Consider the following 13,003-nt stretch of genomic DNA (forward strand, 5'->3'; position numbering starts at 1 on the left):
GGACAATGACGTGGAAGATGGCTGACCAACGTGACGCTGACCGCTTGCAGCGCGGCGTTCCCCGTCATGGCCGGGGGCGTGTACCAGTTTACGGGGCAGGTGACCGGAGCGCTGGCTGCCTCTTTGGGGCAAGGAGGGCGGATTGTAGCGATGCATGACAATGGCGAAACCCTGCTCTGGCAAAACCCGGCCAACTTCAACGGCACAACCACCGTGCAGCGAACCTTCACCGGCAATGCCAGCGGCGCCCCACTGGTCGCTGTGGCAGGTCTCCAGACCTAGCCACACCCCGCTTGCCAATCTCCAACCCATGGGGCTGCTTTCTGGCGTTAGTCGCCGCATGACATTATCAACGGCGTTTCGCTTTGCGCTCCCAGTTAGTTTAAAATCACGCCATGGAAACGTACCAGATTGTTGAGGGGGCAGGGATTTATTATCTCACGTTTACGGTGGTTGAGTGGCTGCCTGTTTTTATCATGGAAGAAACATGTTTCATCATGACAAACAGCCTCAACTATTGTCACCAATACAAACATTTATGTATCAATGCGTTTGTGATTATGCCCACGCATGTGCATCTTATTGTGTTTGATGCCGATTTTAATAATGAGCGTTTAAAGCAAACGCTGCGGGATATGCGTCAGTACACGGGGCGTATGCTGGCTGATGTTTGTGAAAAGCGGATGCCAGCCGCATTTGGACAAACGATTCGGCAGACTCAGCGCACGGATAGAGCGCGGCAGTTTTGGCAGCAAAGCAAGCATCCGGTGGCGATTTGGTCGGCGGGGTTTTGGCAGACGAAGGTGACGTATTTGCATGATAACCCACGGCGAAAGGGATTGGTGACGGATGTGGTGGCGTGGCGGTTTTCGTCGGCGGGGTATTGGCTGGGTGAGCCGCCAGGGGAGACGGATGTAGTGTTATCTGAGGTGGTTTGGTGATGGGGATGAGCGTGATTCAATACCGGGATCATTTGGCTGGTGGGTTGGAGTATGGCAAGTGGGGTGTGGCTAGGTCTGGAGACCTGCCACAGCAGTCAGAGGAAGACCGCGCCGGAGCAGGGGCAGGAGATGGAGAGGGAACGGCCGTTCTGCCCGCTGCTTACGAAAATTATCCAGGTGATGAGGAGGGAACGGCCGTTCACCTTGCAGCTTGGACGGCCGAATTCTGGCAGACAAAAGTGCGGTATATCCATGACAACCCGGTGCGCAAGGGGCTGGTGCGGGAAGCAACGGCCTGGCGATTTTCGTCGGCAGCCTATTGGTTGCTGGACCCGCCGGGCGAGACGGATGTGATATTGACGGAGGTGGTGTTGTGAGCAAAGAGGTTCCGGTGGGCCAAGGTGGTGTGGCTCGGTCTGGAAGACCGGCCACAGCAGGGGGGTGAACGGCCGTTGCCCGTTCCTTGCTAGCGGTTGGTGTTGGGGAACGGCCGTTTCTCGCTCCCTGTTCGTGGTTGGTGGGGAACGGTCGTCATCCCTTCACGGTTAGTGGTTGGTGGTGGGGTGGAAACGGCCGTTCCCCCGCACAACTTACTCGATTTATCCAGGTGGTGGGGATGGCAACGACCAAAGATTGGTCCAATCTCCGAGATTGGACCAATCTGGTGACGGTAGGTTGGGAACGGCCGTTGTCTGGCCGTTTAAGCCTTACTTGTTCTTGTCTTCATTCTTGGGCATGAACAACGACAACATCTCCACCGGAACCGGGAAGATGGTGGTGGTGTTCTGCTCCACGCCAATTTCCAACAACGTTTGCAAATAACGCAGTGTCATCGCGCCTGGCTCCTGCCCCATCACGCGGGCCGCCTCGGCCAACTGCTGCGACGCCTGCAATTCACCTTCAGCGTGGATGACCTTGGCGCGGCGTTCCCGTTCCGCTTCCGCCTGACGCGCCATCGCCCGGATCATCTGCGAATTGAGTTCCACGTCCTTAATCTCAACGATGCTCACCTTGATACCCCACGGCTCGGTCGCCTCGTCTATGATGTGCTGCAGCTGCTGGTTGATGGATTCACGGTCTTGCAGCAGTTGGTCCATCATAGATTGGCCGATGACGTTGCGCAGGCTCGTTTGGGCAATCAGCCACGTCGCCCGACGATAATCTTCAATTTGCACCACCGCCGCTGTGGGGTCCACCACCCGGAAATAAACCACAGCGTTCACCTTGACGGTAACATTGTCGGTGGTGATGGCCTCTTGCGCCGGCACGTCCAGGGTGATGGTGCGTAAATCCACCTTGATCATGCGCTCGATAAAGGGGATTAGCAGGAACAGGCCAGGGCCGCGCGCGCCCATCACCCGGCCAAGCCGGAAAATAACGCCGCGCTCATACTCCTGCACCACCCGAATGGAAGCGCCAAACAGCACAACCAGACCGACGATGAGGATGCACAAAATAGGCAAAAAACCGGTTAGTAAATCCATGCTTGTTATCTCCTTTGGGCAACGGTCGGCCGTCTCCTAAGGCAGGAGTGCGGTACACCGATGGTTGCTTATAAAACGACCTGAATACCAGATACATGATCCGCCAATTTGCTTCACGTTGGGGATGTGCTGCGTCTTTGATGGCCTCATTATATCGTTAAACTGTACGTCTGTGCAGCCAAAAAGTCGCTGGCAGCCCCGCGACTGGCTGCTCTACCCAACGCTGGAAAAAATGAGGGCGACGCCGATGAAGGCAACGGCCGTTCCCACCATGCCCCGCGCACTCACCGGCCGGCGATAGACAAGGTATTCCACCGGAATGAGCAGCACCGGCGGCAGGGCCATGAGAGTGGAGGCAATGCCCAGGCGGGTTAACTGCACGGCCGTCAGCGACAGCCAGATGCCTAAAAATGGCCCCACAAACGACCCGCCGATCATCGCCGGTAATGCCTGCCGGTTGCGCCATTGACCCAGTGTAGACCGGATTTCGCCGCGAAAAGCGGCCACCCCCCACAGCAGCACGGCCGCCACCAAAATGCGAATCATCGTCGCTGAAATGGTCGGGAAACCGCCCACCAGTCCATAGCGGGCGGTGACCAGATTGGCGACCTGGCCCAACGCCCCGGCCAGGGCGAAGCCCAGCCCGCGCCAATACTGCTTGTTTTCTACCACTGTCAGCCCGGTATGCTTTTCTGTAACCACCCAGGCCATGCCGCCCACCGCCAGCAGCACGCCCACCAGCTCGGCCAGGCTGACCACTTCGCCGAATAAGAGCCAGCCAAACAGCAGGCTGAAAATGGGCACGCTGGACATCATCAGCATGGACAAGCGCGGCCCCACCAGGACGTAGGCATGAAAAAGAAAGGTATCGCCCAACGCCAGACCCAACACGGCGCTCAGCGCCAACCACTGCCAGCGAAATAGTTCCACGCCAGTGGGGAAAAAAGCGCCCTCTAGCAGGTAATGGGCGATGGACAGGAAGAACAGGGCAAACAGCAGGCGGCTGCGGTTGACCACGCCGGAGCCGACAATTCGGCCGCTGTAGCTGAAAAATACGGCCGTTAACGACCAACAAACGGCCGTGCCAATCGCCGCCAGTTCACCCCACATACGTCACCCGAAACCGGTCCCGAATTTGCCGAATGTGCGCCGGGCGCGTGCGGCAGCAGCCACCCAAACAAGACGCCCCCAATTTGCGCCACTCCTTGCTAAACGTGCCAAACTCGGCTGGAACCGATTCGCCTAGCCATTGCCCGGTGGCCGAGTCATAGGTTTCGCCGGAATTGGGATAGACCACAATGGGCTTCCGTGTCACGGCGAACAGTTCGCGGATCAGGTCGGGGATGAAGCGGGGAGACGTGCAGTTGACGCCGACAGCGGCCACCTGTGGCAGCCGCTCCAGATAAGCGGCGCATTCGGCAATGGGCGTGCCGTCGCTGATATGCTGCCCATCGCGGCAGCTAAAGCTGAACCAGGCCATCCGCCCCGGCGTCTCTTGCAAGAGTTGGGCCAGCGCCCTGGCCTCGACCAGTGAGGGCAGCGTCTCGCAGGCGAGCAAATCGGCCTCGGTGCTGGCAAGTAAGCGCCACCGTTCTTTGTGCCATTCGTATAAACCGGCTTCGTCCAGGTCATAGTCGCCCCGGTATTCAGAGCCATCGGCCAGGTAGGCGCCATAGGGACCAATGCTGGCGGCGATTAACGGCCGTATCCGCCCCACCCGGTTTCCCTCATCCGCCCAAAACGCCTCCCGCCCCAACACCGCCAGTTCGACAGAGAGCCGCAGCAGACGCGCCGCCTCATCTTCGGCCATGCCCTGGGCCATAAAACCGGGGATGCTCGCCTGGTAGCTGGCGCTGATGGCGCAATCTGCCCCGGCGTGAAAATAGGCCAGGTGGACCCGCCGGATGATGTCCGGGTCGGTGCGCAGCAGCCGCGCCGACCAGAGAGCGCCGCTCAGGTCGCAGCCCCACGCTTCCAGCTCGGTCGCCAGCCCACCATCCAGAATAAACGCGCCATTTTGCTGGATGAAAGTGAGGATGGGGTTGTGCATGGTAGTTGCTTTGGTTGGGTGGGTTGGTCGGCAAACCGGCCAACCCACCCAACCAATCTTCTTAACCTAACTCAACCAGATAAGACGGCCGTTTGGGGAACAATATCGGCAGCAGCACGGTGGCTTCTTCGTTGGCCCAACAGTCCACAGACACGTGGCGCAGCTCTTCCAGGCTGCGATGGCCGAAGAGCATGTGCAAGAAGGTGTGTTCCGGGAAGGCAGCGTCGCCTTCTTCGACTCGTTTGGATTCGTAGCTGCCGATGGTGGTGAGACGGCCGTTCTCGAAGCCCAACGTCAGGCGCTCTCGATACAACGTCACCTTCACCTCGCCGGTATGGCCGGCCATCACGCTGGCGGCCAGGCGCCTTTCCAGGACCGGCGTGATGTGGCGCAAAAAGCCGGGCAGGTCTGGCGTGCGAATATACCAGGCGTAGGACGGATAGCTGGATGGCAGTTCACGCGGCAGGGCGTCGTAAATGCGGTGGGCGCTGCCAAAGCGAAAGACAATTTTTCGTAACGGTTTCTGGCGTTCCAGGTTCAGGCGCAGCGCCTCGCGGCTGAAATAGCGAATAAGAAACAGCCCCACGGCGCGCCAGGAGTGGCCGGCCTGCACGCTTATCTCGCGCAGTACAAAGCTGTCGTTGTGGGTGCCGTATTCGATATAGGCGACGGGCTGCGGCGGGGTAACGGCCGTTTCCACCATATACACATGCCGCGCATACTCCGACTCGCGGTGCGCCGTAAACATCTCGTACTGCCACAACTGCTCATCTCGTGGCCGCGCCAGCAAACTGCCAGCGCAAAACTCTTCGTATAGAGCCGCTAATACCGGCATATCTTCGGCCACCGCCGGCCGCACCTGATACGGCTCCTTGTCGGCCGCTTCTGGCGTTTTATCCAGATTCAAATGATACAGCCGCCCGCCGCCCAGATTTACGGTCATCTCATAGCCAAACTGACGGTAATACCAGGGAATGCCGGTGATCGCCTGGACGATGTGCCCCCGCGCCGCGCTGAGGGCGTGTATCGCCTCAAACTGCGCCCGCACCAGCCCGCGCCGCCGATACGCCTCATCGGTCCCCACCAGTTCCGGCCGGCCGACGCCAAAAGGAATGCCCTCATAGGTCCAGGTCTGCCCAATTAAGTTCAGGCTGGAGACGATTTTGTCATTGGCGTTTTCATCCACCACCACCGTAAAATCGCTGGCCTGGGTGGTAGGATGGTCGCCGCGCATCAAATCCCGAACCCAATGAACCAGAAATTCCTCCGGTTCTTCCGGGTTGTCGCTGTGAATGTGTAGGTTAAAGGCGGCCAGTTCTTCGGTATCGGCCGGGGTTGCCCAGCGCAGTATTAAGCCACTGCCTAAGCTGCGTGGTAAGTTTAGATGTGCTGCCATTGCTGTATGCCTCCAAAATATGAGTGGGTAATGATGACCCTGATGATGAAAATAAGATATGTATTGGAAAGACGGCCGTCCCCTTGACGACCTACCCTTGAATATGTAAGAATCTAGCCAGGTTCAATTTATACCTGCAAGGAGCTTATAATGGTACTCTTACACCCTGAACTCTGGCTAATCTTACTCCCAACCGGCATCACCGGCATCATTTTACTGCGTCGGGCGAAACAACTCGCCGAAGCAAAAGCCAAGAAGGCGCGAGTACCGGTTCCTGCTCGCAAAAAACATAACTACTAAGTGATCATCTAGAAATTACACGGCCTAGATTGGACCAATCTCTAAGATTGGTCCAATCTAAACGGGGGCTTGTCCTGAGCGCAGCCGAAGGAAAACGGAGTATTTGCACGTCCAGCCTCAGTACCTCCGTGCCCCCGTGCTAAGCAGTTGCCAAAGAACGGAGATTAGAAAAAGAAATGCCTATCTTTTTTAGCCCACTTTTCTGGGTCTTCGCCCTGCCTGGTCTGGTTTTAGGGCTTTTTGCCCAATCCAGAGTGAAGGGAGCCTTCAACAAATATTCAAAAGTCCGTACCCACCGCAACGTCACCGGGGCGCAGGTTGCCCGCGCTTTGTTAGACGCTCAGGGCCTCTACGATGTCAAAATCGAGCGTGTCGCCGGTTCCTTAAGCGACCATTATGACCCGCGCAGCAAGGTGCTGCGTCTGAGTCAGGTTGTCCATGATGAACCCAGCGTCGCCGCCGCCGGTGTAGCCGCCCACGAAATGGGCCACGCCCTGCAAGACGCCAGCGGATATGCTGCCCTTAACCTGCGCAGCGCCCTGGTTCCGGCGGCCAGCTTCGGCAGCGGCCTGGCGCCGCTGATTTTTATGGCTGGTCTGTTCCTGGATGTCCTGGTTCGTGGCACGGAGATTGGCTATTACATTTCTTTGCTCGGTGTGCTGTTGTTTGGCGTGGCTGTTTTCTTCACGCTGGTCACGCTGCCGGTGGAATTCGACGCCAGCAAGCGGGCCAAGAAGTTGTTGGTTAGCAATGGCATCCTGTTTGATGAAGAGATGCAAGGCGTCAACAAGGTACTGGATGCGGCGGCGCTGACTTACGTGGCGGCGGCTGTGTCGGCCATTGGGCAATTGTTGTATTACGTGGCGATTTTGGGCGGCCGGCGCGATTAAGGAGTGGTAAGGTGACAAGGTGACAAAAATGTCAGATTATGAACCTTTGCCAGACATCTTCTCACACCATCTCGCCCGATAAACACCTGTGCCGGGCGAGACAGCGGGCGGAGCATTGTTGATTGGTTTCGTAAAACAGAACAGATAATCACGCCGGTGGGGGCGTTGGGCTGGAATTGGTCAACGATAAATGTCCAGACAACTGCGTCGCCAGTACAATGCCCAACCCCACCATAATCGCCACATCGGCGACGTTGAAGATGCCGGTGCGCAGCCGCCCCACACCCACATTCATGAAATCCACCACCCAACCCTGATAAAGCGCCCGATCAATCAGGTTGCCAAACCCACCGCCAATCACCAGCGACCAGCCGAGAAGTTCGGCCGGTTTGAGGTCGCGGGTCAGCAGGATGTACAACAGCATCCCCAGCAGCGCCGCTCCGGTGAAACCAACCAATCCCCAAACGCGCACCACATCCGGCAGATTAGCCCCCAGACCGAGAAATGCCCCGGCATTTTCGGTGTAGTAGAAACGAAACAGGTCGCCGAACAGCGAGATGGTTGGCGTTTCGGCCAGATAGGTTCGGGCAGCGCTTTTGGTCACCTGGTCGCAGCCGACGCTGATGACCAGGACGGCCGTAACGAGCAGCAGTTTGGGCAATGGTTTCATAGCCGCTTATCCGGTGGGTGGACCGGGCAGCCGGGCCAGGATGCGCCGCAGGTAGCTTATGGCGACGAGCAGAGCTGTCAGACTGATCAGCGCCAGAGCGATTAGCCCAATGAGCGCGTAGAGGACGACGCTGTTGCTTGTGGCTGTTGGCGCGGCGGTGGTTTCAGCCGGGGGAACGGCCGTATTCCCTGCATTCGTCTGAGGCACGGCCGTCGCGGCAGAGGTGGTGGGGATGGCGGCGACGGCCGTTGCCTGCACACTGCCGGCCGGCCGCGCCGGGGCGATGCCTTCCGGGTTGCCCAACTGCGCCGCCAGCGCCGCGTGGAAAACCAACGCCGAGTTCCAGTAAACGGTGTGTTCGTTGGTGGACCAGGCCGCCTGGCTGTCTACGAACTTCTTGGCGGCGAAGTTGGAATAGAGCAGCGGATTGGTGTAAGCGTTGGAGCCGCCGGAGAGGATGCCGGGCGGCACGTCGGGCAGACCATCGTTGCTCCACTGCTGTGAAAAGGGGTTGCGCAGGCTGTCCAGGCCATAGCCAGACACATAGCTAAAGCGCAGTGGATTGGTCCCCAGGAGATAATTGAGCGCGTCCAGAGAGATGGAGACGGCCGTCTCCTCCTCCAGCCCTAACGCCCGCGCCCCCACCAACATCACCAACGGCGTGGTCAGGGTGACGTAGTTGCTGCCCCAGTAAAAGTCTTCATCCAACATCGCCAGCTTCCAGGGCGACGCCTGCCACCGTTCCACCATACGCGCCGACCAGCCGGTGAACATGTTGGCAAAATAGGCCATCACCTCTGGGTCAGGGTTGGCGCTGTGGGCATAAGTCAGCCAGCCTATCATGTCCATGATGCTGACGCCGTAAGCGTTGTCTGTCTCGGATGTAAAAAACGTCGGCACGTCGCGGTAGACTTCTTTGATGTGGTCATGGTAAAGCGCATCGCCGGTGAGGCGGTAGAGAGCGGCGGCAGCCCAAAAGCGGTCGTCGCGGTCGTCGTCGTCGCTGTACGGGCCGGGCACGGCCGGCACGCCGGCCGGGTTAGCCACCAGATATTGCCAGCCAAACTCGGCCGCCGACTGCAAGATGGCAGCATAGGCGGCGTCGTAGGGCGCATAGACCAGGGCGGCGTGGGCCAGGGCAGCCACGGCGCTGCCGCTGGTGCTGGTCGGCCGCACGTTCACCAAATCGTCGCGCATATCTTCGATGTAGCGCCCGCCTCGCGCCGCGGTGATCACGCCGTCTTCGGTGGGCTGGACCATGTGGTAAAAACCGCCGGAGTTGCGGTCTTGCATTTTCAGCAGCCAGTCCAACTCCCAGCGCACTTCGTCGAGCAAATCGGGCAGGCCGTTGCCGCTTTCGGGGATGTTGAGCTGGCCGTCGGGGAACTGATTGGGGAAGAGTTCGTAAGCCCAGAGCAGGTCAGACACGGCAGTTGCCCCTGCGTTCACATATTTGCCAAAATCGCCGGCGTCGTACCAGCCGCCAGACACGTTGCGCGCCGACTGGGCGCCAGAGCGAAATTCGGCGGCCGCGTCTTGCAAATGACCGGCGCCGCGGGCAAATTGGCCCGCGTATTGTGGTTCCAGAGCCAGGCCAGAACGCTGCAAGTAGAAGTAACGTTGGGCGTCGGCCAGGAGACGGCCGTAATCAGCGACGCCAATGGTGAAGGGGGGCGAATCTTCGGCCCGTTCGGCGGCCAGGGTGATGTAATAGCTGCCAGGCGTGGTCAGCGGGCTGAAATCGGCCGCCAGCAGCCGTTCGCCCGAGACCACCGGGTCATAATCGGTTTGCAGGGTAAGCTGCCCTTCGTAGACCACCCGGCTGCCCAACAGGTCGCGCACCTGAAAGGCGTCGCCGGGCTGGGCGGCCAACTCTTCGGCAAAGCCCGTGACGAGGGCGATTTTAGGTGCGTCAGGCAAATAGCCCAACTGGTTGACTTTGATGGGCGGGTGGCCCGGTTCGGCGTCGGGCGAGGTGAATTTGATGTCGCTGAGCCAGAAGGTTTGGCTGCGGCCGTCTACGCCGGAAAAATCAATGGTGTTGATCTGGTCCAGGTTGAAGCCATCGGGATAGGGCAGCAGGGTAGTCAGGGGGATGCGCACGCGCTGCCACTGGTCGGTGACGGTGAGCAGGCTGGAGATGGTGATTTGGTCGGAGGTGACGTTGAGGGGATCACGGCCGTGTACGATGTCGCTGATGGACACCTGAAAATCTTCGCCGCCGCTGGCTCCCTTGACGTAAAACTCCAACGCGCCGTTGGCGTAGTAGGGGGACAGGCTGTAAGACTCCCAATTGTTTCCGGCCAGGATGAAGGCCCACCAGCCATATTCGCCGCTGACGCGGACGCGGTAGGAGGGCAGGTCGTTGTAACGCTCGGTTTCGTCCACCGGCAGGGCGGCATAGCCGCCTTCGCCGATCACTTCCAGGGTGGAATCGCCGCCGGAACCGGCCCATTGGCCGTAGGGTTCAGCGGCAAAAACGGGCAGGTCGGGCAGTTGGCGATAATTGGCGGGGGGAACGGCCGTTTGCGCCAGCGCCGGTTGGTAAAGGCCGATGCCACCCGCGAGCAGCGCCAGCCAGAAGATGGTTCGTAATTTCATCGCAAAAACCTTTCGCAGCAAAGAGCGGATGGGTTTCTGAAATCCGTCCGTTTTTTACCGGTTATTCATCCATATCTTTAAAAATATCGCGCAGTTCTTGTTCCCACAGGTCGTCCAGCGGCACAAAGGACAGCTCGTCAAAGTCGGCGTCGAGCTTATCCAGGTAGTCGCGGATGTTAAACTCGGGCAGTTCTTCGATTAGTTCCTCAATTTTGGCGTCAACGGCCGTCATCATTTCGATGCTGTTTTTCTCCAGTTCTTTCAAATCTAGCCCCAGGTTTAGCATGTGGTTCAACCGCTGCATCACGTTGAACCAGGCACGGTAATCACGCTCGATCTGAATGCCACGCGGCTGCAAGGCGGATTGGGAGAAGTCGTAGGCAGGCACAAAGGCGTAAAAGGTGAGATAGGCAATGCCTTTGCGGCCGGCCATCGCCACCAGGTAGGAATCTATGCTGGAACCGCCCCCATAGTTGGAGAAACGCACGGCGTACCCTTCCAGTTCGTCGCGCATCTCTGGCAGGCTGTAGATGCAGGATACCTGGCGGTCTTTGTCATATGGGGTGGGGCCAAAGACGCCGGCTACGCCGGCGATGCGGCGCACGCCTAGGGCGGCGGCGGCGTTGAACAATGCCTCGCCATACCGTTCCACGTTCAGGTGCGGTTCGTCGCCCAGAAAGATGATCAGCCCTTGTTGTTCGTCGCCGCTGTAGTAAAACTCGTTGCGCTTTTGTTCCAATTCTTGTACCACGCCGTCCTCAATTTGTACCGACGGCCGTAACAAATGGTGGGTTCCCGGTATCTGAAACAAGTAAAAGCCTTCAGGTCGCAGCTCGCCGATTTTGCGCGCACCTGTTTTTTGGATCAGGTAGGCAGGTAGTTCCGAGGAAATCGTACCGGCGTCGGCCCACTGCCGCCAGCCGGTAATCATCACCATATTGGCGGCGACAGGAATCTCCTGAAAATCGAGCAGTTGATCGTCCATAAGTTGTGTCCTTCGATTTGCAAGTAGGTGCGTATAGCCATACGCCCCTGCTGCTACTGTATATGGTTCAACGATTGGTCAACTATTTTTGCCAGTATAACAAAGCCAACGGGGAGGGCACAGCGTTTTGGGACCTGTCCATACGTTCTCTATCACGCTTCTAACCGTTTTTCGCGGAAGAGGCGTAGTTGGCATATACTTTGTGCCTTATGGCTACACAAGCAGACACAAATGCGCCGGATTGGCCGGTGAAGGTGGTATACAGCGCCAAACGACAAAAGACGGTCAGCGCGGAGTTGAAGAATGGGGTGTTGGTGGTGCGCGCGCCGGCCGGACTGGATGAAGCGACGTTGGCCCCAATTATCGAGAAGTTTCGCCGCCAACTGGCTGGCCGGCTGCGCCCCAGCCCGCAGAGCGACGCGGCGTTGGCGCAGCGGGCGCAGCAGTTAAACCAGTTGTATTTTAACGGCCGTCTCCGCTGGCAGTCCATACGTTATGTTAGCAACCAGCACAAGCGGTATGGCAGCTGCACGCCGACCACCGGAACCATCCGCCTGAGCGACCGCCTGGCCGAGATGCCCGGCTGGGTGCGCGACTACGTGATTGTCCATGAATTAGCCCATCTGGAAGAAGCCAATCACGGCCGTCGCTTCTGGCAGCTTGTCAACCAATACCCCCTCACCGAACGCGCCATTGGCTACCTCATGGCCGCCGGCCTCCAAGACCCCACCGACGACCCCTTAACATCTCCCCACTAACTACTCCCAACTATCCACTAACAACTATCCATGAACTGGTTTCTTTCTATCTTACGTTTACGTTGTTCTCACTGCCGCCAGGGGCCGGTATATCGCCGTTTCTTGCGTATGAACGAGACTTGCCCCCACTGCGGCATTCAGTTCGAGCGGGAGCAAGGGTATTGGATGATGTCTGTGTTTGTCGGCTATGTGATCTATTTTGTGGTGCTGGGGCCGTTGAGCTTTTTTCTTTATTGGCAGAAATTGCCACCCATGACCCTGTTTGCCTTGCTGGGCACGCTGGCCGTGCTGTTGGCCGTCCCCGTTTTTATTTATGCGCGGGTCATCTGGCTGCACATAGACGAACTGCTAGACCCGCGCTGAACTGTAAAGGCCCCAAGCGTTTGGCGAAACCCTTCCGGTCTGGCGCTAATCGCCTGGATTTTCTAAAGCCAGGCGGCGATAGCCCCGGTTCCAATAGATCAATGGCGCCTCATCCAGGCGGGGGGTACTGCTGGCCTGGACCAGACCCAGGTAGATGGTGTGGGTTCCCGCTTCATAGCGGTTGTTGATGGTGCAGTCTAGCCAGGCTAAGGCATCTTGCAAAACTGGTGCGCCGGTAACGGCCGTGCCCCAATTCCCCTCGGCAAACCGATCCTCATCCTTAATCCAGGCAAACCGATTAGACAGCTCGGTTTTATCCTGCGGCAAGATGTTAACGGCAAACACCGCGCCCTCAATTTGCAACATTTCCCGCCCCAGGGTGCGATGATCAATCGCCACCATGATAATCGGCGGCTCCGGCGAAATGGAGGCAAAGGCCGAAACCGTCAGGCCGTGCGGCGTATTGTGGCCCGGTGCTTTGATGGTGACAATGGTGACGCCGGCCGGAAAATGGCGCAGCGCATTGCGATATTGCTCAGATGTAATACTCATGGTGATCAAATCC

General features: G+C 58.4%; 15 protein-coding genes. 7 read left to right on the plus strand and 8 right to left on the minus strand.

What is annotated here, in order from left to right:
* The first annotated feature begins 30 nt into the window (after positions 1–30).
* From IPM39_13800 to IPM39_13810, 3 genes are all read left to right on the plus strand, one after another.
* Positions 31–282 carry a hypothetical protein gene (locus tag IPM39_13800; protein MBK8987129.1) on the plus strand — a complete coding sequence of 84 codons (252 nt, stop codon included), beginning with the start codon at positions 31–33 and terminating at the stop codon, positions 280–282.
* Between the two features lie 113 nt (positions 283–395).
* Positions 396–941 carry a hypothetical protein gene (locus IPM39_13805; GenBank protein MBK8987130.1) on the plus strand — a complete coding sequence of 182 codons (546 nt, stop codon included), beginning with the start codon at positions 396–398 and terminating at the stop codon, positions 939–941.
* 5 nt (positions 942–946) lie between these two features.
* Positions 947–1,318 carry a hypothetical protein gene (locus IPM39_13810; GenBank protein MBK8987131.1) on the plus strand — a complete coding sequence of 124 codons (372 nt, stop codon included), beginning with the start codon at positions 947–949 and terminating at the stop codon, positions 1,316–1,318.
* Between the two features lie 330 nt (positions 1,319–1,648).
* Here IPM39_13810 and IPM39_13815 read toward each other — a convergent pair whose 3' ends face one another.
* The 4 genes from IPM39_13815 to IPM39_13830 form a co-directional block, all read right to left on the minus strand.
* Complete coding sequence (locus IPM39_13815; protein MBK8987132.1) at positions 1,649–2,425, minus strand: slipin family protein; 777 nt, start codon at positions 2,423–2,425, stop codon at positions 1,649–1,651.
* A gap of 213 nt (positions 2,426–2,638) precedes the next feature.
* Entirely contained in the window at positions 2,639–3,535 is an 897-nt protein-coding gene (locus tag IPM39_13820; protein MBK8987133.1) for a DMT family transporter, read from the minus strand.
* The gene (mmuM, locus tag IPM39_13825) at positions 3,525–4,475 is read right to left on the minus strand and encodes a homocysteine S-methyltransferase (GenBank protein ID MBK8987134.1); all 951 of its coding nucleotides are present in this window, start codon (positions 4,473–4,475) and stop codon (positions 3,525–3,527) included. Before mmuM ends, IPM39_13820 begins: the two co-directional genes overlap by 11 nt.
* Before the next feature lie 61 nt (positions 4,476–4,536).
* Positions 4,537–5,871, minus strand: a complete 1,335-nt coding sequence (locus IPM39_13830) for a GNAT family N-acetyltransferase (protein ID MBK8987135.1) — start codon at positions 5,869–5,871, stop codon at positions 4,537–4,539.
* 150 nt (positions 5,872–6,021) lie between these two features.
* On the opposite strand from IPM39_13830, the gene IPM39_13835 reads away from it, so the two are divergent.
* Entirely contained in the window at positions 6,022–6,171 is a 150-nt protein-coding gene (locus IPM39_13835) for a hypothetical protein (protein MBK8987136.1), read from the plus strand.
* A gap of 182 nt (positions 6,172–6,353) precedes the next feature.
* Positions 6,354–7,061, plus strand: coding sequence for a zinc metallopeptidase (locus tag IPM39_13840; GenBank protein MBK8987137.1), 708 nt, complete (start codon positions 6,354–6,356; stop codon positions 7,059–7,061).
* A gap of 148 nt (positions 7,062–7,209) precedes the next feature.
* On the opposite strand, the gene lspA is transcribed toward IPM39_13840, so the two are convergent.
* From lspA to IPM39_13855, 3 genes are all read right to left on the minus strand, one after another.
* Entirely contained in the window at positions 7,210–7,731 is a 522-nt protein-coding gene (lspA, locus tag IPM39_13845) for a signal peptidase II (protein ID MBK8987138.1), read from the minus strand.
* A 6-nt stretch (positions 7,732–7,737) separates the two neighbouring features.
* Positions 7,738–10,332, minus strand: a complete 2,595-nt coding sequence (locus IPM39_13850; protein MBK8987139.1) for a glycoside hydrolase family 9 protein — start codon at positions 10,330–10,332, stop codon at positions 7,738–7,740.
* A gap of 61 nt (positions 10,333–10,393) precedes the next feature.
* Positions 10,394–11,317 carry a PAC2 family protein gene (locus tag IPM39_13855; GenBank protein MBK8987140.1) on the minus strand — a complete coding sequence of 308 codons (924 nt, stop codon included), beginning with the start codon at positions 11,315–11,317 and terminating at the stop codon, positions 10,394–10,396.
* Positions 11,318–11,526: 209 nt separating this feature from the next.
* On the opposite strand from IPM39_13855, the gene IPM39_13860 reads away from it, so the two are divergent.
* Positions 11,527–12,075 (plus strand): M48 family metallopeptidase, encoded by a 549-nt coding sequence (locus IPM39_13860; protein ID MBK8987141.1) that lies wholly within the window; start codon positions 11,527–11,529, stop codon positions 12,073–12,075.
* A 108-nt stretch (positions 12,076–12,183) separates the two neighbouring features.
* Positions 12,184–12,438, plus strand: a complete 255-nt coding sequence (locus IPM39_13865) for a DUF983 domain-containing protein (GenBank protein ID MBK8987142.1) — start codon at positions 12,184–12,186, stop codon at positions 12,436–12,438.
* Positions 12,439–12,483: 45 nt separating this feature from the next.
* Here IPM39_13865 and IPM39_13870 read toward each other — a convergent pair whose 3' ends face one another.
* Positions 12,484–12,990, minus strand: a complete 507-nt coding sequence (locus IPM39_13870; protein MBK8987143.1) for a flavin reductase family protein — start codon at positions 12,988–12,990, stop codon at positions 12,484–12,486.
* Positions 12,991–13,003: the final 13 nt, after the last annotated feature.

It is taken from the genome of Candidatus Leptovillus gracilis (assembly GCA_016716065.1).
GTDB lineage: Bacteria > Chloroflexota > Anaerolineae > Promineifilales > Promineifilaceae > Leptovillus > Leptovillus gracilis.